This is a genomic window from Terrabacter sp. 2TAF16 (genome assembly GCF_052115065.1).
GTDB lineage: Bacteria > Actinomycetota > Actinomycetes > Actinomycetales > Dermatophilaceae > Terrabacter.
In genome coordinates this window covers 331,530-355,510 of the sequence record NZ_JBFRFZ010000004.1, presented here as the reverse complement: position 1 = coordinate 355,510, position 23,981 = coordinate 331,530, and the positions used below count along the sequence as shown (strand labels likewise).

General features: G+C 72.3%; 23 protein-coding genes and 1 riboswitch. Of the genes, 18 read left to right on the top strand and 5 right to left on the bottom strand.

Features of this window, described 5'->3' with window-relative positions; translation table 11 throughout:
- Window positions 1-224 precede the first annotated feature (224 nt).
- Entirely contained in the window at window positions 225-1,310 is a 1,086-nt protein-coding gene (locus AB4Z14_RS07185) for an integrase core domain-containing protein (RefSeq protein WP_442274617.1), read from the top strand.
- A 101-nt stretch (window positions 1,311-1,411) separates the two neighbouring features.
- Here AB4Z14_RS07185 and AB4Z14_RS07180 read toward each other — a convergent pair whose 3' ends face one another.
- Window positions 1,412-2,737, bottom strand: coding sequence for an MFS transporter (locus AB4Z14_RS07180; RefSeq protein ID WP_442274616.1), 1,326 nt, complete (start codon window positions 2,735-2,737; stop codon window positions 1,412-1,414).
- A 168-nt stretch (window positions 2,738-2,905) separates the two neighbouring features.
- On the opposite strand from AB4Z14_RS07180, the gene AB4Z14_RS07175 reads away from it, so the two are divergent.
- The 4 genes from AB4Z14_RS07175 to AB4Z14_RS07160 all read left to right on the top strand — a co-directional run bounded on the left by AB4Z14_RS07175 (window position 2,906) and on the right by AB4Z14_RS07160 (window position 6,608).
- Window positions 2,906-3,904, top strand: a complete 999-nt coding sequence (locus AB4Z14_RS07175; protein WP_442274615.1) for a pirin family protein — start codon at window positions 2,906-2,908, stop codon at window positions 3,902-3,904.
- 182 nt (window positions 3,905-4,086) lie between these two features.
- The gene (locus AB4Z14_RS07170) at window positions 4,087-5,103 is read left to right on the top strand and encodes a zinc-dependent alcohol dehydrogenase family protein (RefSeq protein ID WP_442274614.1); all 1,017 of its coding nucleotides are present in this window, start codon (window positions 4,087-4,089) and stop codon (window positions 5,101-5,103) included.
- A gap of 153 nt (window positions 5,104-5,256) precedes the next feature.
- On the top strand, window positions 5,257-5,931 hold the full coding sequence (locus AB4Z14_RS07165) for an alpha/beta hydrolase (protein ID WP_442274613.1): 675 nt from the start codon (window positions 5,257-5,259) through the stop codon (window positions 5,929-5,931).
- 302 nt (window positions 5,932-6,233) lie between these two features.
- Window positions 6,234-6,608 carry an iron chaperone gene (locus tag AB4Z14_RS07160; protein ID WP_056823129.1) on the top strand — a complete coding sequence of 125 codons (375 nt, stop codon included), beginning with the start codon at window positions 6,234-6,236 and terminating at the stop codon, window positions 6,606-6,608.
- A gap of 18 nt (window positions 6,609-6,626) precedes the next feature.
- Here AB4Z14_RS07160 and AB4Z14_RS07155 read toward each other — a convergent pair whose 3' ends face one another.
- The gene (locus AB4Z14_RS07155) at window positions 6,627-7,022 is read right to left on the bottom strand and encodes a VOC family protein (RefSeq protein WP_442274612.1); all 396 of its coding nucleotides are present in this window, start codon (window positions 7,020-7,022) and stop codon (window positions 6,627-6,629) included.
- Between the two features lie 230 nt (window positions 7,023-7,252).
- On the opposite strand from AB4Z14_RS07155, the gene AB4Z14_RS07150 reads away from it, so the two are divergent.
- The 4 genes from AB4Z14_RS07150 to AB4Z14_RS07135 all read left to right on the top strand — a co-directional run bounded on the left by AB4Z14_RS07150 (window position 7,253) and on the right by AB4Z14_RS07135 (window position 11,792).
- On the top strand, window positions 7,253-8,032 hold the full coding sequence (locus AB4Z14_RS07150; RefSeq protein ID WP_442274611.1) for a hypothetical protein: 780 nt from the start codon (window positions 7,253-7,255) through the stop codon (window positions 8,030-8,032).
- A gap of 140 nt (window positions 8,033-8,172) precedes the next feature.
- The gene (locus tag AB4Z14_RS07145; RefSeq protein ID WP_442274610.1) at window positions 8,173-8,964 is read left to right on the top strand and encodes a sortase domain-containing protein; all 792 of its coding nucleotides are present in this window, start codon (window positions 8,173-8,175) and stop codon (window positions 8,962-8,964) included.
- A 371-nt stretch (window positions 8,965-9,335) separates the two neighbouring features.
- Window positions 9,336-9,523, top strand: a riboswitch (cyclic di-AMP (ydaO/yuaA leader).
- A 4-nt stretch (window positions 9,524-9,527) separates the two neighbouring features.
- On the top strand, window positions 9,528-10,427 hold the full coding sequence (locus AB4Z14_RS07140) for a CHAP domain-containing protein (RefSeq protein ID WP_442274609.1): 900 nt from the start codon (window positions 9,528-9,530) through the stop codon (window positions 10,425-10,427).
- Window positions 10,428-10,706: 279 nt separating this feature from the next.
- Entirely contained in the window at window positions 10,707-11,792 is a 1,086-nt protein-coding gene (locus tag AB4Z14_RS07135; RefSeq protein ID WP_442274608.1) for an alkene reductase, read from the top strand.
- A 145-nt stretch (window positions 11,793-11,937) separates the two neighbouring features.
- On the opposite strand, the gene AB4Z14_RS07130 is transcribed toward AB4Z14_RS07135, so the two are convergent.
- Window positions 11,938-12,585 carry a GNAT family N-acetyltransferase gene (locus tag AB4Z14_RS07130; RefSeq protein WP_442274607.1) on the bottom strand — a complete coding sequence of 216 codons (648 nt, stop codon included), beginning with the start codon at window positions 12,583-12,585 and terminating at the stop codon, window positions 11,938-11,940.
- A gap of 9 nt (window positions 12,586-12,594) precedes the next feature.
- Window positions 12,595-13,608: a potassium channel family protein gene (locus tag AB4Z14_RS07125; RefSeq protein WP_442274606.1), complete on the bottom strand. Its 1,014-nt coding sequence runs from the start codon at window positions 13,606-13,608 to the stop codon at window positions 12,595-12,597.
- Between the two features lie 377 nt (window positions 13,609-13,985).
- Here AB4Z14_RS07125 and AB4Z14_RS07120 point away from each other — a divergent pair, with 377 nt between their 5' ends.
- From AB4Z14_RS07120 to AB4Z14_RS07105, 4 genes are all read left to right on the top strand, one after another.
- The gene (locus AB4Z14_RS07120) at window positions 13,986-14,339 is read left to right on the top strand and encodes a hypothetical protein (protein ID WP_442274605.1); all 354 of its coding nucleotides are present in this window, start codon (window positions 13,986-13,988) and stop codon (window positions 14,337-14,339) included.
- 81 nt (window positions 14,340-14,420) lie between these two features.
- The gene (yidC, locus tag AB4Z14_RS07115) at window positions 14,421-15,248 is read left to right on the top strand and encodes a membrane protein insertase YidC (RefSeq protein ID WP_442274604.1); all 828 of its coding nucleotides are present in this window, start codon (window positions 14,421-14,423) and stop codon (window positions 15,246-15,248) included.
- Between the two features lie 82 nt (window positions 15,249-15,330).
- Window positions 15,331-16,029 (top strand): DinB family protein, encoded by a 699-nt coding sequence (locus AB4Z14_RS07110; protein ID WP_442274603.1) that lies wholly within the window; start codon window positions 15,331-15,333, stop codon window positions 16,027-16,029.
- Window positions 16,026-17,564, top strand: coding sequence for a sulfatase family protein (locus AB4Z14_RS07105; RefSeq protein WP_442274602.1), 1,539 nt, complete (start codon window positions 16,026-16,028; stop codon window positions 17,562-17,564). Before AB4Z14_RS07110 ends, AB4Z14_RS07105 begins: the two co-directional genes overlap by 4 nt.
- Here AB4Z14_RS07105 and AB4Z14_RS07100 read toward each other — a convergent pair.
- On the bottom strand, window positions 17,561-18,463 hold the full coding sequence (locus AB4Z14_RS07100; protein WP_442274601.1) for a CHAD domain-containing protein: 903 nt from the start codon (window positions 18,461-18,463) through the stop codon (window positions 17,561-17,563). The two genes, AB4Z14_RS07105 and AB4Z14_RS07100, sit on opposite strands and share 4 nt — an antisense overlap.
- 100 nt (window positions 18,464-18,563) lie before the next feature.
- Here AB4Z14_RS07100 and AB4Z14_RS07095 point away from each other — a divergent pair, with 100 nt between their 5' ends.
- The 5 genes from AB4Z14_RS07095 (at window position 18,564) to AB4Z14_RS07075 (ending at window position 23,855) form a co-directional block, all read left to right on the top strand.
- Window positions 18,564-19,481 (top strand): S1C family serine protease, encoded by a 918-nt coding sequence (locus tag AB4Z14_RS07095; protein ID WP_442274600.1) that lies wholly within the window; start codon window positions 18,564-18,566, stop codon window positions 19,479-19,481.
- A 111-nt stretch (window positions 19,482-19,592) separates the two neighbouring features.
- Entirely contained in the window at window positions 19,593-20,687 is a 1,095-nt protein-coding gene (locus AB4Z14_RS07090) for an AAA family ATPase (RefSeq protein ID WP_442274599.1), read from the top strand.
- On the top strand, window positions 20,666-21,676 hold the full coding sequence (locus AB4Z14_RS07085; RefSeq protein ID WP_442274598.1) for a DUF58 domain-containing protein: 1,011 nt from the start codon (window positions 20,666-20,668) through the stop codon (window positions 21,674-21,676). The genes AB4Z14_RS07090 and AB4Z14_RS07085 overlap by 22 nt, the downstream gene beginning before the upstream one ends.
- Window positions 21,677-21,799: 123 nt before the next feature.
- The gene (locus AB4Z14_RS07080; protein ID WP_442274597.1) at window positions 21,800-22,735 is read left to right on the top strand and encodes a VWA domain-containing protein; all 936 of its coding nucleotides are present in this window, start codon (window positions 21,800-21,802) and stop codon (window positions 22,733-22,735) included.
- A gap of 1 nt (window position 22,736) precedes the next feature.
- On the top strand, window positions 22,737-23,855 hold the full coding sequence (locus AB4Z14_RS07075; protein WP_442274596.1) for a VWA domain-containing protein: 1,119 nt from the start codon (window positions 22,737-22,739) through the stop codon (window positions 23,853-23,855).
- Window positions 23,856-23,981 lie beyond the last annotated feature (126 nt).

Below are 23,981 nucleotides of genomic sequence, written 5' to 3'. Positions count from 1 at the left end.
TGTGTGCACGTGGACACTTCTGTCTCGGGTTCGTCCGGACACTGTGACTGGCCTCGGCGGATGCTTCCGCCATGGCGGACAAGGTGGTCGGGATGGACGTTCGGGCGCTGGTCGTCGTGTTCGAGCAGGACCCTGCGCGTGGCGCGGTGACCCGGTTCTGCCGGGAGCACGGGGTGTCACGGTCCTRGTTCTACGAGCTGCGGGCGAGGGCCGCCGCTGAGGGCGTGGTCGCGGCGTTGTCGCCCCGGCCTCGTGATCCGGGCAAGCGTTCGCCGTTGGCGATCTCGGTCGCGATCGAGGAAGCAGCGGTGCTGCTGCGCAAGGAGCTGGCCGACGCYGGGTGGGACCACGGCCCCGTCACGGTGGCCCACCACCTGGCCGCGAGGGGGCTACCGGCGCCGGCGCCCTCGACGCTGGCGCGGGTCTTCACCCGCCGCGGGCTGGTCACGGCGCAACCTCAGAAACGGCCCCGGTCCGCGACCCGACGGTTCGAGTTCGCGATGGTCCACCAGTGCTGGCAGCTGGACAGCTTCGTCTGGCCGCTGACCGACGGGTCGAACGCTGCGGTGTACCAGCTCGAGGATGACCGGTCCCGGTTCGTCATCGCCTCGCTCGCGGAACGCGGCGAGACCTCCGCCGGCGCGGTCCGCGTGGTGGACTSCGGCATCGCGGCGTTCCAGGTGCCGCAGGTGCTGTTGACCGACAACGGGTCGGCGTTCAACGCCACCCGCCGCGGGAGCCGCAGCCGGCTGGTGGAGCACCTCACGCTCCTGGGCGTGCAGTGCATCACCGGACGCCCGGGCCACCCCCAAACCCAAGGTAAGAACGAACGYATCCACCAGAGCACCCAACGGTGGCTGCGGGCCCAACCCCGGGCCGGCTCCATCGCGCAGCTGCAGGCCCAGATCGAGCAGTTCGACGACTACTACAACCACCACCGGCCCCACCAGTCGCTGCGCATGCGCACCCCGGCCCAGGCCCTGGCCGACGGTCCCGTCGCGATCGCCCCGATACCCCCGCCCCGCCCGCTGGACCCACCCGGACGGCGCGACCGCACCCGCGTGCAAGCCCCCACCGGGGTCCTGGTCCAGCCCCGCCGCGTCGATGCCAAGGGCAAGATCCGGGTGCGCACCGTCGCGATCCTGCTCGGCTGCGAGTACGCCCACACCAGCGTGACCGTCCTACACGACGAACACCACGTCGAGGTCTTCGACGCCGCCGGCACCCACATCCGCAGCCAACACCTGGAACCCGGAAAGCGGTACTACAGCAACGGACGACCCAAGACCTATCGACCCGGCAAGCCCTGAGTGTCCAGACTGACCCAAGACATCAAAACCGTCCGGACGAACCCGAGACACGACACCCGTGACGGCTGGGGCGGGGCGCTCACTCGAGTGTTACGGAGCGCTCACTCGACGGGGTGATGGCGGAGGGAGCGGACGGTGCGGTTGAGGAGGACCAGCGCTACGAGCTGGCTGACGGCAACAACGGCGACCAGCGACGGGAGCGAGCGGTCGTAGAGCCAGCCGGCCACGAGCCCGCCGACGATCGCGAACGCCCCCTGCACCCCCGCGAAGACGCCGTATGCCGTCGCGCGCCGCGGTGCCTCCACGACCTCCGCGACGAGCGCCTTCACCGTCGAGTCCTGCACGCCGTAGGCCAGGCCCCAGACGGCGACCCCGACGAGGGAGAGCACGACCGAGCCCGACAGCGCGAGCGGGGGCACGAGCGCGACGAGCACCGGCACGGCATACAGCACGGCGCCGCCGCGGCGGTCGTAGACGAGCCCCACCCCGAGGGCCGCGAGCGCCTCGACTCCCATCGCGCCGGCATAGACGACCGGGACCGTGGCGACGGGGACGAGGCCCTCCACGGTGAGGTGGTAGCCGATGATCCCGAAGGTGACGAGGCCACCGGTCATGAGGCCGGCGGCGAGCGCGTAGCCGAAGAACTCGCGCGGCAGACCCGACCCGACGGCATCGGCGACCCACCCCCGCAGCCCACCACGAACCGCGCCACCACCCGGGACCGACTGCGTTGCAAGGCTGTTCGGCGCGATCGTGGTCTCGACGTCGTAGACCGAAGGGTCGGGCACGCGGGAGCGGATGACGGCGAGGAGCAGCATCGCCGCCGTGCCGGGGATCGCGAGGACGGCCATGCTCGGCCAGATCGCGCCGGTGGCCGCGATGACGCCGGCGACGACGAGCGGTCCGGCGAAGGCCCCCACCTGGTCGAGCGCCTTGTGCACGCCGAAGCCGCGGCCACGTCCGACCGCCGACTCGACGTGCGCGAGCAGCGCCGACTTCGACGGGCTGCGCACGGCCTTGCCGGAGCGCTCGAGGAGGATGAGGACGGCCGCGAGCGCGAGGCCCGCCCCGCCGACGAAGGGCGTCACGGCGAGCAACGGCACGCAGACGGCGGTCAGGCCGTAACCGAGGATCGTCAGCCCCCAGTAGCGCCCGGTCCGGTCGGCGAGCGGCCCGAAGACGAGGCGCAGCACGAGCGCCATCGCCTCGCCCGCACCGGTGACGAGCCCGACGACGAGCGCCGTGGCGCCGAGCGAGGCGAGGAGCGGGCCGTACATCGAGCGCGCGCCCTCGTAGACCATGTCCGCGGCCAGGCTGACGAAGCCGAACCACCAGACGACCCGCCACGCCGACCAGCGGCCCCGGCCGGGTCCGGGATCGGCCGCGGCGGGAACACCGCCGGGAGTGGTGGCAGCCGGGTCGGTCATGCGGGGCAACCTAGCAACCAGACCTGCGACCCGACCTGCAACCAAAGCCGCAACCCGACCTGCAACCCGATCTGCGACCCGACCTGCAACGAGGCCTGCAACGGGACCCGCGACGACGGCTGCGACGGGACCCGCGACCAGAGCGCCCTCCGGGCCTAGCCTGAACGGGTGAGCAACCCGGACCGCCACCCCGCCGAGGTCGTCTGCGGCGACGACCCGAACCCCTCGACCGCCATCGTCCTGCCCTACCGCGAGGTGCCGCTCGGCGGCCCGCGAGCGATGCCGGTCCGTCGCAGCCTCCCGCAGCGCGAGCGCTCGCTCATCGGGGCGTGGTGCTTCGTCGACCACTATGGCCCCGACGACGTCCCGCAGACCGGCGGCATGGTCGTGCCCGGCCATCCGCACACCGGCCTGCAGACGGTGTCGTGGCTCTTCACCGGCGAGGTCGAGCACCGCGACACCACGGGCGCGCACGCCTTCGTCCGACCCGGCGAGCTCAACATCATGACCGCAGGCTCGGGCATCGCGCACTCGGAGTACTCCACCCCCGAGACGACGGTGCTCCACGGCGCACAGCTGTGGGTCGCGCTCCCGGAGGCCGACCGCAGCACGCAGCCGGGCTTCGAGCACTACGCGCCGCCGGTCACGGAGGTCGACGGCGCCCGGGTCCTCGTCTTCCTCGGCACCCTCTTCGGCCAGACCTCACCGGTCACGATGTTCTCCGACCTCGTCGGCGCCGAGGTGACGCTCGCCGCCGGAGCCTCCCTCGACATCGACGTGGACCCGGAGCACGAGCACGGACTGCTCTGCGACACAGGCGTGCTCACGGTCGGCGACGTCACCGCCAAGCCGGGCGAGATCGCCTTCATGGCCACCGGCACCAGCCGCATCACCGTCGAGGCCGGCCCGGACGGGCCCGCGCGCCTCCTCGTCCTCGGCGGCGCACCCTTCGGCGAGCAGATCGTCATGTGGTGGAACTTCATCGGCCGCAGCCACGACGAGGTCGTCGGCTTCCGCGAGGACTGGCAGCGCGAGCGGTCGCCGCGCGAGGAGGGGTCGTATGCCGCCGCGGCACCCGGCGCGCGCTACGGCACCTTCCCCGACGCCTGGGACCACACCCTCCCCGCCCCCGGCCTGCCCAACCTGCGCCTGCGCTCCCGCGGCTGAGCGCGAGGGAACGTCAGCTTTGACGTCAAAGCTTCGACGTCCACGCTTCGACGTCCACGCTTTGACGTCCACGCTTTGACGTCCACGCTTTGACGTCCACGCTTTGACGTCCAGGCTTTGACGTCCAGGGTTTCGACGTCCGGGGTTTGGGATCGGGCCATCGGCATGACAAGGATGGGCCCATGCGCGCGACGACGATCCATGCCCCCGGTGACATCCGCCTGACCGACGTCCCCGACCCGACGATCGAGGCGCCGACCGACGCCATCGTCCGGATCGTGGCCGGCTGCATCTGCGGCTCGGACCTCTGGCCCTACCGGGGCGCCAACCCGATCACGGCCGGCTCCACGATCGGTCACGAGGCCGTCGGCGTCGTCGAGGAGATCGGCGCCGACGTCCGGCAGATCAGGAAGGGCGACTTCGTCGTCATCCCCTTCGTCCACTGCGACAACACGTGCCCGCACTGCCTCGCCGGCATGACCTCGGTGTGCGACCACCAGGGCTGGACCGAGAGCGGCCAGGCCGAGCTCGTCCGCGTCAACCAGGCGGACGGCAGCCTCGTCGCGACCGACGGGATGCCCGACGACGCGATGCTCCCCTCGCTGCTCACGCTCTCCGACGTCATGGCCACCGGCTGGCACGCCGCCGTGTCCTCGCGCGTGCAGCCCGGCGGCACCGCCGTCGTCATCGGTGACGGGGCCGTCGGCCTGTGCGGCGTCATCGCCGCCAAGGAGCTCGGCGCCGAGCGCATCGTCGCGATGTCGCGCCACGAGCCGCGCCAGGCGCTGGCCCGCGAGTTCGGCGCCACCCACGTCATCGCCGAGCGCGACGACGCCGGTGTCGAGGCCGTCATGGAGCTGACCGGCGGCATCGGCGCCGACTCGGTGCTCGAGTGCGTCGGCACCGACCAGTCGATGAAGACCGCCTTCCGCATCGGCCGCCCCGGCTCGACCGTCGGCTTCGTCGGCGCCCCGCACGGCGTCGAGCTGCCCGTCCGGCAGATGTTCGTCCGCAACGTCGGCCTCGCCGGTGGCATGGCTCCCGTGCGCACCTACCTGCCCGACCTGCTGGAGCGCGTCCTCGACGGCCGCATCGACCCGGGCCGGGTCTTCGACCTGACGCTTCCCCTCGACGAGGTCGCCGAGGGCTACCGCGCCATGGACGAGCGGCGTGCGATCAAGGTCCTGCTGCGCCCCTGAACCAGCCTCACCAACCCTGGACAGTGGCTGACCGGCGACACCGAACGGGTATGCCGTGAGGACACCAAGCCGTTGACGCTCGCGCTCCGAACACCGCACGTGACCCGCGAACCCGAGCACACGGCATACCCAGCTGCGGACCAGGAGCGAGACGTGACGCACGCCCGGCTCATCGACGCGACGGCTCCGAGCGCGCCACGCGGCATCGTCCTCGTGCTCCACGGCGGCGCGGCGCGGCGCACACCGATGCGCGTCAGCCCGACCCAGCTGTCGGTGCTGCGGATGGTGCCGATCGCGGGCCGCATCGCGCGCGCCGCGAAGGGCGAGCTGGCCGTGCTGCGCCTGCTCAACTCGACGCGCGGCTGGGACGCCCACCACACCCCGGTCGACGACGTGCGCTGGGCCCTCGGCGAGGTCGCCGACCGCTTCGGTCCCGACCTGCCCGTCTGCCTCGTCGGTCACTCGCTCGGCGGTCGGGCCGCGCTGCTCGCGGCCGGCGAGGACCCCGTCGTGAGCGCTGTCGCGCTCAACCCGTGGGTCTACCCGACCGAGGGGCACCTCGACCTGACCGGGCGACGCGTCCTCGTCGTCCACGGAGACGACGACCGCATCGCCCGACCGACTAGCTCGGCGGCGGTGGCCCGCGACCTCGCCCGTACCGCCGAGGTCGGCTACGTCACCGTCGAGGGGGGCAAGCACGCGATGCTCCGGCGCCACGGCGTCTTCGACGGCCTGGCCGCCGACTTCGCGGTCGCGACCCTCCTCGGCTGCCGACCCGAGGGCGTCGTCGGCCGGGTCCTCGCCGGTGAGGCCTGGGTCGACGTCTGAGCCGAGGTCTGACCGGACGTCGGCTCCAACGCCAGGGCGTTCGAACGTCAGTGCCTTCGAACGCCAGGGCCTTCGAACGTCAGGGCCTTCGAACGCCAGGGCCTTCGAACGTCAGGGCCCCAGACACACGGAGGACGGCCTTCAGCACGTCTTGCGGCGAGATCGTCGGTCCAATTCAGCTTTTGTAGTTTTGTGACCGTTTGGTCACTAAACGTGTACTTACTTTGCAGTCGTCCGTTTCGCCCAATACAGTCGAGTCACCCCCTCCAACGACCGGTCCGGAACTGAAGTGAGGACCAGGATTGGCCCCGAGATTTGCGTCAGTCGATGACTACATCGCCTCCTACCCCGAGGAGACGCGAACTCAGCTTGCGGGGGTCCGCCGTACGATCCGCGAGGTAGCCCCTCACGCAGGCGAGAAGATCAGCTACGGCATGGCGACGTTCACCGTCGACGGCAAGCCCCTCATCTACTACGCCGGCTGGAAGAACCACGTCGGCCTCTACCCCGTCCCGACGGGTGACGCGCAGTTCGAGGAGGCGATCAGCCCCTACCGCCGCGCCAAGGACACCGTGCGTTTCCCGATCAGCCGACCGGTCCCGCTCGAGCTCGTCTCCGAGATCACCGAGCTCTGCCTCAAGCGCCGCGCGGCCGTCTCCGAGGGCCACGACGCCTGACACGCTGCCCGCCGCGGATCAGCCGGGGCCCGGTGCCTCGATGACCGCGAGGACGTTGCGGGCCGGGTCGGTGAACCACGCGATGAGCGGCCCTCCCTTGCGGAAGACCCCCTTGGCATCGGTCTCCATCGGCGTCCCCGCATACGTCTCGAAGATGACACCCCTCGCGGTCAGCTCGTCGACCGCGGCCTCGATGTCGTCGACCGGGAAGTTGAGGATCGTGAACGACGCCGGCTCGTGGTTCGGCTTCGGGTAGACGAGCGTGGGACGCTCGCCGCCCTCGCCGGCGAGGTGGAGCGTCAGCATGCCGTTCTCCTCGGTGACGCGCAGGCCGAGGGTGTCGGCGTAGAACGTCCGGGCGGCGCCGACGTCGTCGACGGAGAAGCCGCTGAAGGCGTGGGAGTCCTGGAGCACGGTGTGTCCTTCCGTGAAGGTGGGCAGGTGAGGGGGCGCAGCGCGCCCGACCCCTCCAGTGAAGACCCGTGGGGCGCGCCACGGCGCGCCTCCATCGAAGAAATTTCGGTGGAACCCCAATCCAGTGGGCCTGCCCGCGGCGAACCCCCGCCCGGAGACGGTCGACGACGACCCCCCGTCTGAAGCAGAGCAGGATGGACGGTTTGTCTCCTCGTCAAGGAGGAACACAGATGCGCACCACCACCACTCGGATCGCCGGCGCCAGCCTCGCTGCTGCCGCCGCCATGGCCTTCAGCGTCGGCCCGGCCTTCGCCGCGGACGCCTGGGTCAGCGCCAACCTCAAGCCCGTCGCCGGCAACGGTGTCGACGGCAGCGGTACCGCCATGGTCGAGGTCACCGGCAACACGATCACCGTGACGATGGCCGCCAACGGCCTGCTCCCCGACAACCCGCACGCCGCGCACATCCACTTCGGCGCCGAGGCCCGCCACGAGTGCCCGGTCCTGTCCGACGACAAGAACGGCGACGGCCACCTCAACACGACCGAGGGCGGACCGGCCTACGGCGACATCGTCGTGTCGCTGACGAAGACCGGCGACACGAGCCCGAAGTCGGGCCTCGCGATCGACCGCTTCAGCACGGCGCCCGGCGGCAAGATCGCCTACCAGCGCGGCAGCATCAAGGTCTCGAGCGACGTCGCCAAGGCGATCTCGGCCGGCCAGTCCGTCGTCGTCATCCACGGTGTCGACTACAACAAGGACGGCAAGTACTCCGGTGCCACGAAGAGCGACCTCATGCCGTCGCTCCCGACCGAGGCCACCGACCCGGCCCTGTGTGGCGCGCTGCGCGTCGCCCCGGCCGGCGGTATGCACACCGGCGGCGGCCAGGCCGCAGATGGCCTCAAGAGCGGTGGCCAGAACGAGGCCCTCATGCTCGTCGGTGCTGGCGCCCTGCTCGCCGCGGCCGGGACCGGCGCCTTCGCCGCCCGTCGCGCCCGGTCGCGCGCCTGAGTGACCGAGACCGACGTCGCGCACTTGAGCGACCGAGTCCGAGCGGCCGACATCGAGCGACCGACACTGAGCGGCCGACACCGACACGACCGACACCGACACGACCGACACCGACACGACCGACCGGGAGTCACCCGACCATGAGCGCACCGACCGGCTCCACGCCCGAGCCGACGTCGCCCACCGGCGACCGCAGAACCCGCCGCATCAGCGCCGGAGTGGCGGCGGCGCTGGCGGTCACGGCCGTGCTCGTCGTCATCGGGATCGTCGCGCTCGTGGTCGGCCTCAGAGGGAGCCCGGGGACCCCCGGCCCGCCGCAGCCCGCGGCGGGCGGGGTCGCCACGGCCAGCGCCCCCGCGGCGCCCGGCCCGTCCTCGTCCAGCCCGTCGGCGTCCCCCGGTCAGGGTGGGACACCGACGGCGGGCAGGACGGCCGGCGCCGCGCCGGGCACCGTCGGCATGGGTGACTTCCTCGAGGCTTCCGAGCCGACGTCGATCGAGATTCCGTCGATCGGGGTGCGCTCCTCGCACTTCGTCCGGCTCGGCATCCAGCCCGATGGCACGATCTCCGTGCCGGGCACGGCCCAGGAGGTCGGGATCTACGACGCCGGCCCCACGCCGGGCCAGCTCGGCCCGTCCGTCCTCGCCGCACACGTCGACACCCCCTCGGGCGTCCCGGGCATCTTCTACGAGCTGGGCAAGGTCAGGGCCGGTGACGTCGTCACGGTGTCGCGGCGGGACGGGTCGCACCTGACCTTCACCGTCGACAAGGTCGCGGCCTACAAGAAGTCCCAGTTCCCGACCGAGCTCGTCTACAAGGGCGACCTCACCCATGCCGAGATCCGCCTCGTGACGTGTGGCGGGCCGACCGACAGTCGCAACGAGTACCGCGACAACGTCGTGGTCTTCGGCCACCTCTCGAGCGCCACCTGACGACCGCGTCAGGACCGCGTCAGGACCGCGTCAGGACCGCGCCCGGCCCGACCCGCACTCGAGCCACGCTCGAGCCACGCTCGAGCCACACTTGAGCCACACCAGTCCGGCGTATGCCGCGGGGTCCCCACGAGGGACCCCGCGGCATACCCGTGGGGGGCTTGTCGAGGACGACGGCCGGATGTGATCCACGTCTCACCCATCCGAAGGTAAAGCGTTGGTATAGACGGGCACTTCGGACATTCAGGGGCGATCGGCGCGCGTCGTCGTTACCGTGGCGTGACATTTGCCAGTCGCCTCGTCTAGTCTTCCGGGAGTCCGGCCACCTGGTCGGGCTCTCGTGAGGTGGACCGCCTAGTCCTGTCACCGCCTGACGAGAGAGATCGAACCTTGTGACAGGAGCGGAGGAACCACACGTTTCTCCGGACGTCCTACGCAACGACTTCGGACGTCCTTGGGGTGAAGACCCACCCGCCACGCGAGCTTCGCGGGGCGGGCGTGGCCCGGGCACCTTTCCGCCCGAACCCGACAGCTAACTTCGTAGGCGCGGAGAGGTAACACGCGTGAACACTGAGAACATCCGCGGTCGCCATCGTGCGCCAGGCCGCCACAACCCCCTCAACGAACTCAAGCTCCTCGCCCGTGAGTCGGCTCAGCCGGCCATGAAGGCGGGCGCCGTCGTCGCCGCCACCGGTGGACTGGTCGCCACCTTCGCCAACCCGGCGAGCGCCGACACCCTGTCGCCCAACTCGGGTGACGTCGCGGCTGCTGCCGGTGTCGACACCGCGGCTCCCGCCGCTGTCGGTCCGGCCACGGCTGCCACCCCGGCCGCGTCGACCGCGCTGTCGAAGATCGGCTTCGCCCCCGCCGTGCAGAAGGCCGTCGCCCACCGCGTCGCGCCGGCCAAGCCGCAGGTCATCGAGGACGTCCAGGTCAAGACCGAGCGCGCTGCCGCCAAGGCCGCCGCCCAGACTGCCGCCCAGACTGCCGCTTCGCGCAAGGTCGCCGTCCAGCGCGCCTCCCGCGACCTGACCCGCGCCACCCTGACGACGAGCACGTCGTCGGCGAAGGCGAGCGTCAACACCGCAGCACCGAGCGCCTCGTCCGGCGTGCGCGCCTCGTCCAACTGGGCCACCGCGGGCCAGTGCACGTGGGGCGCTCTCAACAAGTGGTACCAGTCCGAGGGCTACTACCCCGGTGGCTGGACCGGCAACGCCATGGCGTGGGCCTCGGGCGCAGCGTCCGCCGGCTACACCGTGACGGGCACGCCGCGCACGCGGTCGATCCTCGTCATGCAGCCCGGCGTCCACGGATCCTCGAGCGTCGGCCACGTCGCCTGGGTGACCGCGGTCAACGGCAACGAGGTGACGATCATCGAGATGAACGCCCTCGCCGGTGCGTACAACTACAACACGCGCACGCTGACCGACGGTCCCGGCATGAAGTACATCTACGCGCCGTGACCCACCGGGTCGTCATCTCGACGACCTCCGCGACGACCACCGCGGAGTTCTCCACGAGCTGAGCGCGTACGAAGGGGAGGATGCCTGCGCATCCTCCCCTTCGGCATACCCACCCGAAACCCTCCGGCCGCGTGGGATCCCCCACACGCGCAACCCTGGACACACGGGAATGATCGACCGCCTGCCCTCCTTGTCGCCTAGGTAGTTGAAGGCTCCACCGACCGACGGTGGGGGCCGCCAACCGCCACCGACAGTCCCCTAGACGTGAGGAGCAGGCCTGTGTCCACGGCCTTCGAGAGCATCCGCATCGGCCGCTGGGACCTTCCCCAGCGCTTCGTCATGGCCCCGCTGACCCGCAACCGCGCGGGCGAGGGCCAGGCACCGACCGAGCTCAACGCCGAGTACTACGGCCAGCGCGCGAGCGCCGGCCTCATCATCACCGAGGGCACCCAGCCGAGCGCCGTCGGGCAGGGCTACCTCGACACCCCCGGCATGCACTCCGACGAGCAGGTCGCCGGCTGGCGCCTCGTCGCCGATGCCGTGCACGAGGGCAACGGCCACGTCGTCGTCCAGCTCATGCACGCCGGCCGCATCGCCCACCCCGACAACAAGGGCGGCCTCGAGAGCGTGGCGCCGAGCGCCATCGCCGCGCCCGGCGAGATCGTGACCCCGAAGGGCCAGCAGGCGTATGCCGTCCCCCGGGCCCTCGAGACCGACGAGATCCCCGCGCTCGTGGCGGAGTTCGTCCACGCTGCGCGCCAGGCCGTCGCGGCCGGGCTCGACGGCGTCGAGGTGCACGCTGCGAACGGCTACCTGCCGCACCAGTTCCTCGCGCCGTCGAGCAACGAGCGCACCGACTCCTACGGCGGCTCGCCCGAGAACCGCGCCCGCCTGACCGTCGAGATCACGAAGGCCGTGGCCGAGGCGATCGGCGCCGACCGCGTCGGCATCCGCATCTCGCCCGCGCACAACATCCAGGGCGTCCTCGAGGAGGACGAGGCCGAGACGGCCGCGACCTACGAGTCGCTCGTCGAGGGCATCGCCCCGCTCGGGCTCGCCTACCTCAGCATCCTCGGCGACCCGGAGTCCGACCTCGTCCGCGATCTGCGCAAGCGTTTCGACGGCCCGGTCATCCTCAACACCGGCTTCGGCAAGGTCACCGAGCTGGCCGACGTCGAGGACATCCTCGAGCGCGACCTCGGTGACCTCGTCGCCGTGGGGCGCGAGTTCCTCGCCAACCCGGACCTCGTCCGTCGCTGGCGCGAGGGCGCCCCGCTCAACGAGCCGAACTCCGCCACCTTCTACGGCAGCGGCGCCGAGGGCTACACGGACTACCCCGCCCTCCCCGATCACACCGTCGAGTGAGCGCCCGGTAACAGTCGAGTGAGCGCCCCGTCACAGACCACCTGTGGCGGGGCGTTCACTCGACTGGGACGGAGCGCTCACTCGACTGGACCAGGTCGGATGGGCATCGGCGCAGGCCGGTCAGGTGGGCACCGGCGCTGGCCCGTCAGGTGGGCTCGGGCGGGTTCTCGGCGGCGCCCCCGGACGGGAGCGGGTCACCGAGGGGTCGCTGGACCCACACGACGTCGTGCGAGGCGCCGAACTTCCAACCGATGTCGCGGTAGGTGCCGACCGGCTCGAAGCCCATCGCCGCGTGCAGTCGGCCGCTCGCCACGTTGGGCTGGGTCATCCCGGCTGCGGCCATCCGGTAGCCGCGGGCCGTGAGCCGCTCGAGCAGAGCCTCGTAGAGCCGCCGCCCACCGCCGCGACCCCGCCGATCGCCCGCGAGGTAGACCGACACCTCGCACGACCACCGGTACGCCGCCCGCTCCTTGAACGGTCCGGCATACGCGTAGCCGACGACCTCTCCCGCGTCCTCGAGCACGAGGAAGGCGTGCCGCGCCTGCGCCTTGGCGATCCGGCGCTCCATCTCGGCGACGTCGGGAGGCTCCGTCTCGAAGGTGACCGTCGTGCCGGTGACGTAGGGGGCGTAGATCGCAGCGCACGCCGCGGCGTCGGCGGGCGTGGCATCACGCACCGCCGGCGCATCGGTCGTACCGGTCGTACCGGTCGTACCGGTCGTACCGGTCGTACCGGTCGCCGCGATCCGGTCGAGAACGTCGGGCACGTCGGGCACGTCGGGCACGTCGGACATGCGCCGATGCTAGGCCGAGCCCTCGGCCCCGGGTCTGCCCGGTGGGCCGTCCTCCGGCTCCTCCGGCTCGCCCTCGGGAGGCGGCTGCTGCGTCCTGGACGAGTCCAACGCCTCGAAGAGGGTGCGAGGGGCCCGGGCCCCGCCGGGCACCCCGCCGGCGCCGACAGCGGCCGAGGCACGCGGCATACCCGCCGCGAAGCGAGCGACGATGAGCGCGACGAACGTGACGAGGTAGACCTGGCCGATGACGGCCTCACTCGCCGCAGCCATCCGGCCGAGATCCGTCACTGCTGCGACGTCACCGAAGCCGACCGTCGAGATCGTCACGAGGCTGAAGTACATGTACGTCGTCGTCGGCACGTCCTCACCGAAGAACGGGGTCGAGGTGAACGCGTCGAGGGTCTGGAAGAGGAAGGCATAGGTCACGGCGATCTGGAGATAGGCAGCGACCGAGCCCATGATGGTCTGAACGGTGACCACGGTGTGCTGCAGCACCCGTCGGGCGATGAGCACCGGGGTCAGCGCGGCGGCGAGCAGCCACACCGTCTCGGGGGGCACCGTCTGGTTGCCATCGGCGCGACGGTAGGTCAACGTCGCGACGCTGAGAATGAGGACCGCGGCGACGAGGACGTTGACGGCGCGACGCCAGCGACGTCGCAGCCCTGACGCACGGGCCGCCGCGACGAGCGCCAGGCCACTGATCGCGTGCGCGAAGAGCTGGGAGACGACCGAGCCACGGGTGTCGACGAGTCCTTGGACGGCGATCGTGGCCAGCACGAGGACGAGGACGAGTCCGTACCGATCGAGGAGGGGCAGGCCGACGAGGACTTTTCGGCGCTCCGCGCGGCTCGTCGGGCCGGAACGGTCGAGAGGGTCGAGAGGGCCGGGCCGGCCGGGGGCACTCGTCGGGGCGGTCCTCGGCGCCTTCGCGTCGTCGTCCGCCCCGCGTTCGGGCCCGCGCTTCTGCCCACGCTTCTGCCCACGCTCCTGCCCGTGATCGGGCCCGCTGCTGGACTCGGCCATGCCGCCCTCCTCGAGGGTCGCGGGGGATGGGCTCCCGAGTCCGAGGATAGGGCGGTGGGGCCACCCGCGCCCGTAGGTCGTCAGAGACCGCGCCGACCGAGGGCGCACGCCTGGACGAGCACCCTGCTCGGCGGTCTCCTCCGGCGTCAGCGCGGACGTGCCGAACCCACCAGCCGATCTCACCGAAGTCCCACCGCATCAGGGCCACGAGCGCCTCCTTCCCGTCGGAGTCGAACTGGTCCTCGGGGTCGCGCAGCCGTCGCGCCGGCACGGGTCGTATGCCGCCGCGAGCGTGGTCGGGCAGAGACGGTGACGTACGCTCGAGGTGGGTCGACGAACCCGGGCTGCCGAGCAGCCAGGTCACGAGAGGAGAGGGCATGAGGGTCCTGCGCCACCGCGCGTCCGCCGACGTGGCCGTGCTCCCCGCGAGCCTCGCCGCGAGCCTCGCCGCGGCGGTCGTCGTCCTCCTCGGCACCGTTCTCGGCACCGTTCTCGGCACCGTTCTCGGCACCGTCTCGGGTGCGGGAGCCGGTCAGGTGCTCCTCACCGCGGCGACCGTCGGCGTCCTGACCGTCGTGCTCGCCAGGACCGCGGTGCGCCCGGTGCGTCCTCTGCCGGTGCGCGTCCACACGTCGGGGGTCCCCGGCGCCGTGCCCGCGTCGACGGCGTACTGGTGCGCCCTCGACGCACCGCGCTGCCCACAGCGTCCTCGGGCTCCGGGTCGGCACTGACCCCGTTCGTCGCACCTGCGACGTCCGGGCCTCTGCCCACCCATCCCGGCCCCGCGCGGGCCCGAGCCGAGGAGCTCACCCATGCCTGACCTGCTGTCCCCCTTCACCCATGCCGTCGCCGCGGTGCTCGCGGCCACCCACGACGTCACCGGCGCGCTCGGCCTGAGCCCCGGCTCCGCGGGCGCCTGGCTGCTCGCCGTCGCGCTGCTCGTCGTCGCCGTCCGCACCGTGCTGCTGCCCGTGACGATCCACGGGGTGCGCAGCTCGCACGCCCGCGCCCACGCCGCGCCCCAGCTGCGCGAGCTGCGCCAGAGGTATGCCGGCAGCCGCGACCTCGAGCAGCTGACCGCGATGCGCGCCGAGCAGAAGGCGATCCACGCCGAGCACGGCGTCTCGGGGTGGAGCCTCGCGCCGGCGCTGCTCCAGCTGCCGCTCTTCTACGCGCTCTACCGCGTCGTCTCCGACCTCACGGCCGGACACTCGGTCGGGGCGCTCGACGCCGGGCTCGTCGCCTCGGCGTCGGCCGCGTCCCTCGCCGGGTTGCACCTGACGAGCCACCTCGGCACGACGCTGGGGTCGAACCCCGTGGCCGGGCTCGTCCTCGTCGCGGTCGCGCTCGGGGCGGCCGCGCTGAGCCTGCTCGCGCAGCGCTGGTTCGTGCTGCCGATGACCGACGCCACCGACCTGCCCGAGGGGATGGCGACGGTCCAGCGACTCATGCCGTGGCTCGGCGCGGTCGGCGTCCTCGCAGCGGCGCTCGTCGTGCCGGCGGGCCTCATCGCCTACTGGTTCGTCAACAACGCCTGGACCTTCGCACAGCAGGGCATCATCTGGCGCTTCGCCCCGACGCCGGGCTCACCGGCCGCGAGGCGAGGTGACGCCAAGGCGCTGGAAGGCGCCCCCTCCTGACGACCCGGTGACACGGCATACCCGTCTGCGGTGAGGGCGCGATCCCTCGCCGTGGTCGGGGGAGGCGTCTAGCGTGGTCGGCGTGAGCACGACGCCGAGCGGGACCAGCCACGTGAGTGGGACGAGCGAGTCGACGCGGGTGGGCGGGCCCCACCTCGTCGACGACCTCCTGCGCTACCTGCAGGAGGGGCGTGACGGGCTGCTCAAGGCGCTCGACGGGCTGGGCGACTACGACGTGCGGCGCCCGATCACGCCCAGCGGGACCAACCTGCTCGGGCTCGTCAAGCACGTCGCCGGCGTCCAGCTCGCCTACCTCGGCGACTCGGTCGGGCGGCCGTCGGGCGAGCGGCTGCCGTGGGTCGAGGACGACTCGATCTGGGGCTCGGCCGACATGTGGGCGACGGCCGAGGAGTCGCGAGCCGACCTCGTCGGGCTCTACGAGCGGGCCGCGGTGCACTGCGACGCCGTCGTGCGCGAGCTCGGGCTCGACGCCCCGGCGAGCGTCGCGTGGTGGCCGGAGGAGCGCCGGTCGACGACCCTCGGTTCGCTCCTGGTGCGCTGCGTCGCCGAGGTGTCGCAGCACGGCGGCCACGCTGACATCCTCCGGGAGACGATCGACGGGCGGGGCGGACGCGACCACGACGACCTGGGCGGCGAGGCGTGGTGGACCGACCACCTGGCGCGCATCCAGGCCGCCGCCGACGCGCACCGCACGCCGCCGGCCGGTGACGGGGCCGGTGACGCAGCCGGTGACGCAGCCGACGGCGGGGCCGACTCATGAGCGACCGCCGGCCCAACATCGTCTTCATGCTGAGCGACGACCACGCCGCGCACGCCATCGGCACCTACGGCTCGGTCGTCAACCGCACGCCGCACATCGACGCGGTCGCGGCGGCCGGGGTGCGTCTCGACAACCTCTTCGCGACGAACTCGCTGTGCGCGCCGAGCCGGGCCTCGATCCTCACCGGCACCTACAGCCACGTCAACGGTGTGACGACCCTCGACACGTTCATCGACGCGTCGCAACCGACCTTCGTCACGGCGCTGCGCGAGGCGGGCTACCGCACGGCGTTCGTCGGCAAGTGGCACATGGGGCAGGGCTCGAGCGGCGGCATCGACCACGACCCCCAGGGCTTCGACCGGTGGGACGCGCTCATCGACCAGGGCGAGTACCACGACCCGCGCTTCCTCTCCGCCGACGGGCTGCGCGTCGAGCCGGGCTACGCGACCGACCTCATCACCGACCTCGCCATCGACTGGGTCGAGTCCCTGGACGAGGGCGACCACGACGGGGACGGCGACGGGGACGGCGACGGCGACGGCGACGGGGAGAAGCCGCCGTGGTGCGTGCTCGTGTGGCACAAGGCGCCGCACCGACCGTGGGAGCCCGACGCCGCGCACGCGGGGATGTATGCCGAGGGCGGGCCCGCCGGGAGCATGCCGATCCCAGTGCCGGCGACGTTCACCGACGACCTGGCGGGACGGTCCGACACGGCGCGGCGGGCGGCCATGCGGATCGCCGACCACCTCACCGAGGAGGACCTCAAGCAGCCGGTGCCGCCCGGGCTGTCGGCGGACGAGGAGGCGCTGTGGAAGTACCAGCGCTACATGGAGGACTACCTCGCGTGCGTCGCGTCCGTCGACGACAACGTCGGTCGCCTGACGTCGTGGCTCGCCGACCGCGGCGAGCTCGACGACACGATCGTCGTCTACTCCTCCGACCAGGGCTTCTTCCTCGGCGACCACGGCTGGTTCGACAAGCGCTTCATGTACGAGGAGTCGATCCGGATGCCGTTCGTCCTCTCCTACCCGCGCGCCGTCGCGGCCGGGCAGGCGCTCGACCGGATCGTCACGAACGTCGACATCGCGGCGACCCTGCTCGATGCGGCCGGCGTCGACGTGCCGGAGCGGATGCAGGGGCGCTCGTTCTGGGGTGACCTCACGGATCCGGCTGGGGCGCAGCGCGATCGGGAGCGGGAGGGCTTCTACTACCGCTACTGGATGCACGACGACCGGAGCCACCAGGTCGGGGCGCACTACGGCTACCGCACGCACCGCTACACCCTGATCTTCTTCTACAACGACGGGCTCGGGCTGCCGGGCTGCTCGGACCGGCGCTTCGCGCAGGAGTGGGAGCTCTACGACCTCGAGGCAGACCCCGAGGAGCTCGTCAACGTCGCCGACGACCCCTCCTATGCCGAGGTGCGCGACGAGCTCGAGGCGCGGATGTGGCTCGCGCAGCAGGAGGTCGGCGACGACCCCCACCCGGACCAGCCCGTCCCCCGCCTGATCACCGACGCAGGCTCGGTCTCCTAGGCGATGGCCTGGTCGATGGCGCGGTCGAGGCGACGCAGTGCCTTGCCGCCGCGGCGCTCGAGACGGTCCGCGGCGCGCTGCTCGTCGGCGTCGAGGTGGCCGAGGAGGAAGGCCGCCGCAACGCCCGCGTCCTCGTCGATGGCCAGGTGCCGCAGCGTCGCCCGGGTGACGACGGCGTCGTGGTGCTCGCCGAGGAGCCCCTGCACGTCAGCCGCCCGCTCGGCCACGAGGCCGACCGTGGACCCGGTCACCGGCGCCACGGCCTCGGCGGCGTAGCGCAGCCGCTTGGCGGCCTTGCGCACGTCGTGGAGGCAGGCGGACCTCAGCTCGGAGTCACCCGTGGCGACGGCGGCCTCGGCGAGGTCCGCCCGTTCACGCACGCGCTTGCCCTCCTTGCGCAGCACGGTGCGCACGACCTTCTTCGCGCCCCGTTCGGCGTCGTCGGTGAAGGGCGGGTGCGTGACGACGCTGTCGAGCAGGGCGATCGCGGCGGCATACCGGCTCGACCCGAGGGTCTCGTCGATGACCTCGGTGGCGGCTGTGGCGTCGAGGTGCAGCCGGGCCCGGAGACCGGTCACGGCCTCGTCGATGCCGGTGAGGCCGGCGGGGCCGATGTCGTCGAGGAGCGTGTCGACGAGGTCCTGGACGACCTCGGCGTCGCGTGCCTCCCCGAGGCGACCGGCCGCCCAGCGCAGCTCGTCGCGGAGCGGCTCGGTGACGGCCGGGTCGACGAGCGCGTGGAAGCTGGCGAGGGCGCTGCGGATCCGACGCATCGCGACCCGGAGGTCGTGGACCCCCTCGGGCTCCCCTGCGCGTACGGCGGCCTCGGCGGTCGCGAGGGCCTCCCGCTGCTCGCGGAGGTGCTCGCTCAGCAGGGACGCGGCGGTCGGCATACGCATTGTCTACCCCTCACCACCGTCGACGTCCCCGCTTCGCCGGATCCTGTGAAGACTCGACAGCCCCTGCCGCTCGGGTCTCAGGAAACGTACAGTCGAGAAGGTGGCACGGGTCACCGCTCCTCCCGCGATCGACACCGCCGTCGCCCCAGGCGCCAGGCTCCTCCTCGACGCGCCCGACCCAGAGCCCGAGCCTCCCCCACCGCGCCGGTGGCAGCGCGTCCGCGACCGGGCGGCGCGGGTGCCGCGCCGCGCGTGGTGGGGCCTCGTCGCGCTGGCGGTCATCGTCGCGCTCGTCAGCACGTACGCCGTGACGCGACCTCCGGGACCGCCCGTCCTCACGCAGCGCGACGTCGACACGAGCGTCCGGCGCGGCATCGAGAAGCAGGCGGAGGCGGAGGCCGCCGCGCCGGCCGACGGGTCGGCCGCGCACGCGGCGATCGCGCCGTCGCTCGTCCTCATCGAGACCCGCGACACCGTGGCCGGGGGGCAGCAGGAGGGCAGCGGCGCGGGGGTCGTCGTCAACGAGGACGGCACCGTGCTGACCGCACTGCACGTGGTCGACGGGTCGACGAACATCACCATCACCTTCGCCGACGGCACGACCTCGCCGGCGAAGGTCGCGACCGAGAAGCCGGAGAGCGACATCGCGACGCTCACGCCCTCGAAGCTCCCCGAGACCGTCGTGCCCGCCGTGCTCGGCGGTGGGGTGGCGGTCGGGGCGCCGGTCTTCGCCGTCGGCCACCCGCTCGGCCTCACCGACTCGCTGTCGGCGGGCGTCGTGTCGGCACTCGACCGGACGGTGCGCGTCGAGGGCGACCGCAAGCTCGAGCACCTCATCCAGATCGACGCGGCGGTCAACCCGGGCAACTCGGGCGGACCGCTGCTCAACAAGGCCGGGCAGGTCGTCGGGATCGTCACGGGGCTGGCGAACCCGACGGACCAGAGCCTCTTCGTCGGCATCGGCTTCGCGGTGCCGATCGCGACGGCGGGAGGGGCCGCGGGCAGCCCGCCCCGCTGAGACCGAGCCTCCGCGGGGAGGCGAGCACCCGGCATACGCCATCGACGAGCGTGACCCAGCAGCGTGAACGAGCAGCGTGACCCAGCAGCGGTGAACGAGCAGGAGGACGGCATGGACGGACAGGCACCCACTGGTCAGCACGCTCGACACGCGCTCGAGCAGGCGCTCTACGAGGTGAAGCGGACGATCGTCGGGCAGGACGTGCTCGTCGAGCGGATGCTCGTCGCGCTGCTGGCGCGGGGGCACCTGCTCGTCGAGGGCGTGCCGGGGCTGGCCAAGACGATGGCGATCAAGACGCTCGCGCAGGCCATCGGCGGGGAGTTCCAGCGCATCCAGTTCACGCCCGACCTCGTGCCCGCCGACCTCGTCGGGACGCGCATCTACAACCAGAAGGACGGCGAGTTCCAGGTCTCGCTCGGGCCCGTCTTCGCCAACCTCGTGCTCGCCGACGAGATCAACCGCGCGCCGGCGAAGGTGCAGAGCGCGCTGCTCGAGGTCATGCAGGAGCGGCAGGTGACGATCGGGCGCGAGACCTTCCCGGCGCCGGACCCGTTCCTCGTGATGGCGACGCAGAACCCCATCGAGTCCGAGGGGACGTATGCGCTGCCCGAGGCCCAGGTCGACCGCTTCATGCTCAAGGTGCTCATCGGATATCCCTCTGCCGCCGAGGAGTTCGTCGTCGTCGAGCGGCAGATCTCGGCGGCGGTCGCGACCGTCACGGTGCTCGACCCGGAGATGCTGCGCGGCTTCCAGCGCGAGGCGGACGCGGTCTACGTCGACCCCGCGGTCATCGAGTACGGCGTCCGGCTGGCCACCGCGACCCGTGAGCCGGCGAGCGTGGGCCGGGACGACCTGGCCCGGTTGCTGACGTACGGCGCGAGCCCGCGCGCGTCGATCAACCTCGTGCTGGCGGCGCGGGCGCTGGCCTTCCTCCGGGGACGGGACTACGCGCTGCCCGACGACGTGCGCGACCTCGCGCGGGACGTGCTGCGGCACCGGATCGTGCTGTCCTACGAGGCGCTGGCCGAGGACCTCTCGCCCGACGACCTGCTGACGCCGCTCCTCGCGGCCGTCCCGGTGCCGACGGCTCCGTTGCGCGAGCGGGCTGCCGGGTCGGCTTCTGTGGCAGGCGCTTTCGGGGCTGGGCCTGATGGTGGTGCTGGCGGCCCCGGTGGGGACGCGACATGGGCGCGACCACCACGCTGAGCGCCGAGAGCCTGCTGCGGCGCCTCGAGTGGAGGGTGGTGCGGCGGCTCGACGGGCGACTCCAGGGCGACTACCGGACGCTCTTCCGCGGTGCCGGTCTCGACTTCACCGACCTGCGGGAGTACGTGCCGGGCGACGACCTGCGGCACATCGAGTGGAACGTCACGGCGCGGCTCGACGAGCCCTACGTGCGCGAGTTCGTCGAGGACCGCGAGCTGACGGCGTGGCTGCTGCTCGACCACTCGGCGTCGATGGGCTTCGGGCCGGTCGACCGACAGAAGGACCTCGTGCTCGCCGAGGTGGCGACGACCCTCGCGCACGTGCTGACCCGCGGCGGGAGCCGGGTCGGCGCCATCGTCATGGACACCGGGGTCGACCTCGTCATCCCGCCGGCGTCGGGCCGCAACCAGGTGCTGCGGATCGCGAAGACGCTGCTCGACCGCCGCGAGGCCCGCACCCCCGTCCCGAACCGTCGAGAGGCCAGGACCCGGGAGGGTGGAGCGTCGAGCCTCCGTCGTGGCGTACGCCGGGTGCTGGGTCGCTCTGAGCAGGCTGGAGTCCCAGCCCCCTCGGGGACGGTCACGGACCTCGGGGTGCTGCTCGCGGCGGCATACGGCATCGCGCGGCGGCGGTCGCTCGTGCTCGTCGTGTCGGACTTCATCTCGGCGGACGGGTGGGAGGCGCCGCTGTCGCGGCTGGCGCGACGGCACGAGGTGGTCGCGATCCAGGTCGTCGACCCGCGCGAGAGCGAGCTGCCCGACGCGGGCGGGCTCTACGTCGAGGACGCGGAGACGGGTGAGCAGATCTTCGTCGACACGAGCGACGTCGCGTTCCGGGCCCGGCTCGCGGCGGCCGCGGAGTCGCGGCAGGCCGACCTCGAGGCGCGGGCGCGCACGGCCGGCGTCGACCTCTACCCGGTGCGGACCGACGACGACCTCGTGCGGTCGCTGCTGCGGATCTCCGAGCTGCGGCGGAGGCGACGGCGATGAGGTGGCTGCAATGAGGTGGCTGCAATGAGGTGGCTGCAATGAGGTGGCTGCGATGAGGTGGCTGCGATGAGCGAGCTGTCGCTGACGTGGCCGTGGGCGCTGGCGGGGCTGCTCGTCGTGCCGGTGCTCGTCGTCGGCTACCGGCGGGTGCTGCGCGCGCAGGAGACACGGCGGGCGGCGCTGGCAGCGGACGGGCTCGTCATGCCGGCTCAGGGCCGTTCCCGGTGGCGGCACCTGGGTCCGGCGCTGCTCATCGCGGCCCTGGCCGTCATGGTGCTGTCGCTGACCCGCCCGGTGGCGTCGGTCGCGGAGCCGCACCGCGAGGGTACGGTCGTGCTCGCGTTCGACGTGTCGAACAGCATGGCGGCGACCGACGTGAAGCCGTCGCGGCTCGAGGCGGCGAAGGCGGCGGCGCGGGTGTTCGTGGAGAAGCAGCCGGCGTCCGTGCGGATCGCCGTGGTGGCGTTCGGCGGGACGGGGCTCGTGACGCAGCGACCGACGCTGGACCGGGCGGCCGTGCTGGCGGCGGTGGCGCGGCTCAAGCCGGCCGGCGACACGTCGCTGAGCGACGGGATCCTCGGCGGACTGAGCGCGATCGTCGGCAAGCCGGTCAAGGCGCCCGGCGATGCGGAGAAGGGGACGGACGAGGAGACGCCGATCGGCTACCACGGCGGGACGGCGATCGTGCTGCTCACCGACGGCGAGGACACGACGGACGACGGGCCTTCCGGCGCGGCCGAGCTCGCGTCGGCGGCGGGCGTGCGGATCGAGCCGATCGGGCTGGGGACGCCGGCGGGGACGACGATCAAGGTCGACGGCTTCAGCATCGCGACGGCGCTCGACGAGTCGTCGCTGCAGGCGGTGGCGGAGATGACCGGCGGGACGTACCGCCGGGCGTCGGACGCTGCGTCGTTGGCTTCCGTGTATGACGCGATCGAGCTGCAGTGGACGACGCGGACGGTGCCGCACGAGGTGACGTCCTGGGTGGCGGCGTTCGCTGCGCTGCTGCTGCTCGGCGGGGCGACGGTGTCGGTGCTGCGGCGGGGGCGGGTGATCTGACGTGTCGTTCGGAGTGCCGCTGCTGCTCGTGACGCTGGTCTTCGTGCCGGTGCTGCTCGGGGTCTACGTGTGGCAGCTGCGGCGTCGGCGGAGGCAGGCGGTGCGCTACTCGAACGTCGCGCTGCTGCGGGCGGCGGGGGCCGGGTCGGCGTCGTGGAAGCGGCACGTGCCCATTGCCCTGGTGCTCGGGGCTCTCGGGCTGCTGGGGCTGGCGAGCGCGCGGCCGACGGTGCGGGCCGAGGTGCCGACGTCGAGCGCGACGATCATCCTGGCCCTGGATGTGTCGGGGTCGATGTGCGCGACGGACGTGTCCCCGAACCGGCTGAGCGCGGCGCAGGCGGCGGTGCGGTCGTTCGTCGAGGGGCAGGACGACAAGACGAAGGTCGGGCTCGTCGTCTTCTCGGGGTTCGCACAGCTGGCGGTGGCGCCGACTGCGGACCGGGGCGAGCTGCTGTCGGCGATCGACGCGGTGACGACGGGGCGCGGGACGACGATCGGCGCGGCGATCCTGCGGTCGATCGACGCGATCGCCGAGCTGGACCCGAACGTGGCGCCGGCGGATGCCGTGGACGAGCCGTCGACGGACGGGCCGGGCCTGGCTGACCCGACTCCTGCGCCCACGCCGACGGGCGGTGCGGGTGGGGGCGGCGGTGGAGTGCCCGTGGACGTGGCGCCGGAGATCATCGTGCTGCTGACGGACGGAGCGAACACGCGCGGCGTGACGCCGGCGCAGGCCGCGGAGCAGGCCGCGGCGCGAGGAGTGCGGGTCTATCCGATCGGCTTCGGCACGACGAACCCGACGCAGATGGCGTGCACGCGCGACCAGTACGGCGGTTTCCAGCCTCGGGCGCGCGACTTCGGCGGTCCGGGCGGCGGGACGTTGGGTGGTCGCAACTTCCTCGTCGTCGACGAAGGTGCCCTGAAGGGAGTCGCCCAGACGACGGGTGGCGAGTACTTCGCCGCGACCGACGCCGACGGTCTGACCCAGGTCCTGGCCGACCTCCCCAAGCACGTCACGGTCAGCGAGCAGGACATCGACCTCAGCGCGGCAGCCGGTCTGCTCGCGGCAGCGCTCCTCCTCGCGGGTCTGGGCATCTCGATCCGCCGCTCAACCAGCTGAGCTGCTCAAGCCGCGAGGCGAGCTGCAGACCCACCCCATCGGGGTGATGCGCGCCCGCCCCGACCAGGCCGACCATGGTGACCGGTGCTCTCGAGCGGGAGGGGTTGACGATGACAACTGCACCAG

Bases quoted from the DNA above. Each gene is read 5' to 3' on its own strand.
- AB4Z14_RS07180 (WP_442274616.1), bottom strand. From the start codon at position 2,737: ATGACCGACCCGGCTGCCACCACTCCCGGCGGTGTTCCCGCCGCGGCC.
- AB4Z14_RS07170 (WP_442274614.1), top strand. From the start codon at position 4,087: ATGCGCGCGACGACGATCCATGCCCCCGGTGACATCCGCCTGACCGAC.
- AB4Z14_RS07150 (WP_442274611.1), top strand. From the start codon at position 7,253: ATGCGCACCACCACCACTCGGATCGCCGGCGCCAGCCTCGCTGCTGCC.
- AB4Z14_RS07145 (WP_442274610.1), top strand. From the start codon at position 8,173: ATGAGCGCACCGACCGGCTCCACGCCCGAGCCGACGTCGCCCACCGGC.
- AB4Z14_RS07130 (WP_442274607.1), bottom strand. From the start codon at position 12,585: ATGTCCGACGTGCCCGACGTGCCCGACGTGCCCGACGTTCTCGACCGG.
- AB4Z14_RS07125 (WP_442274606.1), bottom strand. From the start codon at position 13,608: ATGGCCGAGTCCAGCAGCGGGCCCGATCACGGGCAGGAGCGTGGGCAG.
- AB4Z14_RS07120 (WP_442274605.1), top strand. From the start codon at position 13,986: ATGAGGGTCCTGCGCCACCGCGCGTCCGCCGACGTGGCCGTGCTCCCC.
- yidC (WP_442274604.1), top strand. From the start codon at position 14,421: ATGCCTGACCTGCTGTCCCCCTTCACCCATGCCGTCGCCGCGGTGCTC.
- AB4Z14_RS07105 (WP_442274602.1), top strand. From the start codon at position 16,026: ATGAGCGACCGCCGGCCCAACATCGTCTTCATGCTGAGCGACGACCAC.
- AB4Z14_RS07100 (WP_442274601.1), bottom strand. From the start codon at position 18,463: ATGCGTATGCCGACCGCCGCGTCCCTGCTGAGCGAGCACCTCCGCGAG.
- AB4Z14_RS07090 (WP_442274599.1), top strand. From the start codon at position 19,593: ATGGACGGACAGGCACCCACTGGTCAGCACGCTCGACACGCGCTCGAG.
- AB4Z14_RS07085 (WP_442274598.1), top strand. From the start codon at position 20,666: ATGGGCGCGACCACCACGCTGAGCGCCGAGAGCCTGCTGCGGCGCCTC.